At 38.8% G+C, this 2,720-nt stretch carries 4 protein-coding genes; 3 read left to right on the forward strand and 1 reads right to left on the reverse strand.

Annotation, left to right across the window (positions count from 1 at the left end):
- From RWZ99_RS09250 to RWZ99_RS09260, 3 genes are all read left to right on the forward strand, one after another.
- Positions 1–204, forward strand: a 204-nt coding sequence (locus tag RWZ99_RS09250; RefSeq protein ID WP_314678313.1) for an ATP-binding protein, incomplete at its 5' end; no start/stop codon positions are given.
- Between the two features lie 5 nt (positions 205–209).
- A complete protein-coding gene (locus RWZ99_RS09255) occupies positions 210–1,022 on the forward strand; it encodes an MBL fold metallo-hydrolase (RefSeq protein ID WP_154864542.1) in 813 nt (270 codons plus the stop codon).
- Positions 1,023–1,081: 59 nt separating this feature from the next.
- Positions 1,082–1,441 carry a YbaN family protein gene (locus RWZ99_RS09260; protein ID WP_314678318.1) on the forward strand — a complete coding sequence of 120 codons (360 nt, stop codon included), beginning with the start codon at positions 1,082–1,084 and terminating at the stop codon, positions 1,439–1,441.
- Between the two features lie 53 nt (positions 1,442–1,494).
- On the opposite strand, the gene RWZ99_RS09265 is transcribed toward RWZ99_RS09260, so the two are convergent.
- A complete protein-coding gene (locus RWZ99_RS09265) occupies positions 1,495–2,709 on the reverse strand; it encodes an aminoacyltransferase (RefSeq protein WP_314678320.1) in 1,215 nt (404 codons plus the stop codon).
- Between the last annotated feature and the right edge of the window lie 11 nt (positions 2,710–2,720).

Consider the following 2,720-nt stretch of genomic DNA (forward strand, 5'->3'; position numbering starts at 1 on the left):
ATTTTTGACCGTTTTTACCGTGTTGATAAGGCCAGAAGTCGTGCTCAAGGTGGAACAGGACTTGGCTTGTCCATTGCAAAAGAAATTGTTAAACAACATAATGGCTTCATTTGGGCTAAGAGTGAGTATGGTAAGGGGTCAACTTTTACAATTGTGCTTCCATATGACAAGGATGCCATGATGGTTGATGAATGGGAGATGTAGTAGAAATGACCTCAGATTTAGGGTTTAAATACAGTATTTTGGCTTCAGGCTCAACTGGAAATTCCTTTTATTTGGAAACTCCAGAAAAGAAGATTCTAGTGGATGCTGGTTTATCAGGAAAAAAGATTACAAGTTTGCTAGCGGAGATTGATCGCGATCCAAGTGATCTTGATGCCATCTTAGTAACGCATGAACATAAGGACCATATCCATGGTGTAGGTGTTTTAGCTCGTAAATACGGCATGGATATCTACGCCAATGAGAAAACCTGGCAAATTATGGATAGTAAGAATATGCTAGGTAAGGTTGATAATAGTCAGAAGCATGTTTTTTCTCGCGACAAGCTTCTAACCTTTGGTGATATCGATATTGAATCTTTCGGAGTTAGTCATGATGCCATTGATCCACAATTTTACCGCTTTATGAAAGACGGAAAGAGCTTTGTCATGTTGACGGATACGGGCTATGTTTCAGACCGTATGGCTGGTATTATTGAGAATGCTGATGGCTATCTGATTGAATCTAATCATGATATTGAAATCTTGAGAGCAGGTTCCTATCCTTGGTCAACCAAGCAACGTATCCTCTCTGATCAAGGTCACTTGTGTAATGAGGATGGAGCGGATGCTATGATTCGTACTATCGGTAATAAAACTAAAAAGATTTATCTGGGTCACCTTTCCAAAGAAAACAATATTAAGGAATTGGCCCACATGACCATGGAAAATCAGTTGGCTCGCGCTGACTTTGGTGTTGGAACTGACTTTAAGGTTTTTGATACCTCACCAGATACGGCGACCCCACTAACAGATATTTAGAATAATAGCAGAAGAGCTGCACTAATACGTTAGTGCGGCTTTTTAAAAGGATAGTATATATGAAAATAATTTATCTCTCACTTGGGATAGTGTCGCTTGGTTTGGGAATTCTTGGGATTCCTCTTCCTATCTTACCCACGACACCTTTTCTACTTTTAGCCATTGCTTGTTTTGCAAGAAGTTCCAAACGTTTTGAGAAATGGTTATATAATACCAAACTTTACCAAACTTATGTCGCCGATTTTCGAGAAACAAAATCGATTGCCAAAGAACGAAAGAAAAAAATCATTATCCAAATCTATGTTTTGATGGGAATATCGATTGTTTTCGCTCCTATTATTTGGGTGAAATTTGCGCTTTTTTGCCTAACACTCTTTATCACCTATTACTTATTTAAGGTTATTCCTGATAAAGACTAAGCAAAGATAAAAATGAGGCTTCCAAAAGGAAGTCTCATTTTAAATACTATCCATTAATGTTTGCTACGTAATTTCTTACGGACTTTATAGGCAAAGTTGGCTAGGCCATAGAATGGGCTAACTGGAAGGTTGAATTCCCCAATGAATTGTTCAATGCGTGGGTTAAATTTTGACTTGAAATTGTACAAGCCGCCATCTAGAGAATTTTCGATTCCTCCCATGTTTTGCCACTCGGCACCGCGCTCGAAAGCGTGATTAGCAGTTTCAAACCATGTCAAAATAGCAGGTTGGTAACGACGATAGTCTTCATCCATTCCCGCATAGATATTCTCAGATGTATTTCCAAATTCTAGAACTAAGGTACCTGAGAGTGGAACAGTTTTATTGCCAGCATCGACCTTTTCTTGAAGGAAGGCAATTTCTTCTGCAAGTCTCTTGTGCTCTTGTTTATTGTTCTCAATTTTTCCAGGTTTGGTTTTTTCTGTAAACTTGGCAGCGTCGGCAATATTCTTTTCAAGTTGTTTATTAAGATCTTTGAGGCGAGTTGGCAAATCTAGTGTTGAGAGTGTAATGTAAGAAGATTCTGGGTAAGTCTTCAACAACTTTTCATAGTAATCAATCCCACGAAGATGAATGTTCTTACGAGCCTCTGTTTTTTTCATCAGAGATGCAAATTGGTCTAGCAGTTCAGTGCCGCCAAATTGAACTGAAATGCCTTTGTTTCGAGCAGTACGAACAGCTTGCTTAGTACTCTTAGATAGCTGTTCATCGGTGAAATCTTCCTTATGAATATTTGCCTGGAAACGTGGTTGTATATTTTCAGCCATATCGTCAGTGAGACCTGTCCATTCAACGCCAAGAGCTTGGATGTCTTTGGCAATTGCCATAGTTTCTTCACAGATTTTAGCTTCTTCTGAAATTAAGTTTTTAGTCACAAATAGGCTTGGATCAAATTTAACAAAGAGAGCACGTTTTGTTTTGGCATACTTTTTAAGTGAAGTTATGACAAAGGCTAACAACTCTTTATCCTGATAGTCCATGATAGGACCGCGTGGGATATAAAGCATAGAGAATCCCATAGGAAGTGGTTGGATAAGGATACTAGCGACGGCAACAAGACTACCATCTTGATAGAAACCTAGGCGGTCATTTCCCCAGCTATCCTTGATTTTTGCCCATGAGCTACTTTGTAATAAGTTCGTTTGTGGACTATCGATAACAAAGCGGTCATGCTCAGAAGTACTGAGTCCAGTTTTATAGGTATACATATTATTCTAGA

It is taken from the genome of uncultured Streptococcus sp. (genome assembly GCF_963545685.1).
Classification (GTDB): Bacteria; Bacillota; Bacilli; order Lactobacillales; family Streptococcaceae; genus Streptococcus.